Origin of the sequence: Adlercreutzia sp. DFI.6.23, assembly GCF_024462535.1 — a bacterium.
GTDB classification, from domain to species: Bacteria; Actinomycetota; Coriobacteriia; order Coriobacteriales; family Eggerthellaceae; genus Adlercreutzia; species Adlercreutzia rubneri.
In genome coordinates this window covers 1-290 of the sequence record NZ_JANGBP010000739.1, presented here as the reverse complement: position 1 = coordinate 290, position 290 = coordinate 1, and the positions used below count along the sequence as shown (strand labels likewise).

Sequence of the window (290 nt, the reverse complement as noted above, 5' to 3'; positions counted from 1 at the left end):
CGCGGAAATCGACACCGTAGTCCTCGAGCACCTTCTGAATGCCCGAACGCGCACTTGCGGCGATGGCACCGCCCGGATGCGAGCTGCAGCCGAGGAAGTACAGGTTCTCGCCTCGGTGGCCACCTGCGCCGTCGCCCGATCGTGAACGGCGGCGAAGGGCTCCACCTCCTCGGCCGGCCCGACGAGCGTGAGCCCCAAGTCGGGATCGGCCTCAAGGGCCTGCAGGGCGCCGCGCAGCACCACGGCCGGGCCGCGGTCACCGCCCATGACGTCCACGGCGATTGTTACTG

The 290-nt window shown here is 70.0% G+C and carries 1 pseudogene; it reads right to left on the bottom strand.

The features are described from left to right. Positions 1–290: pseudogene (locus NE591_RS15285) on the bottom strand (hypothetical protein); the annotation flags it as partial.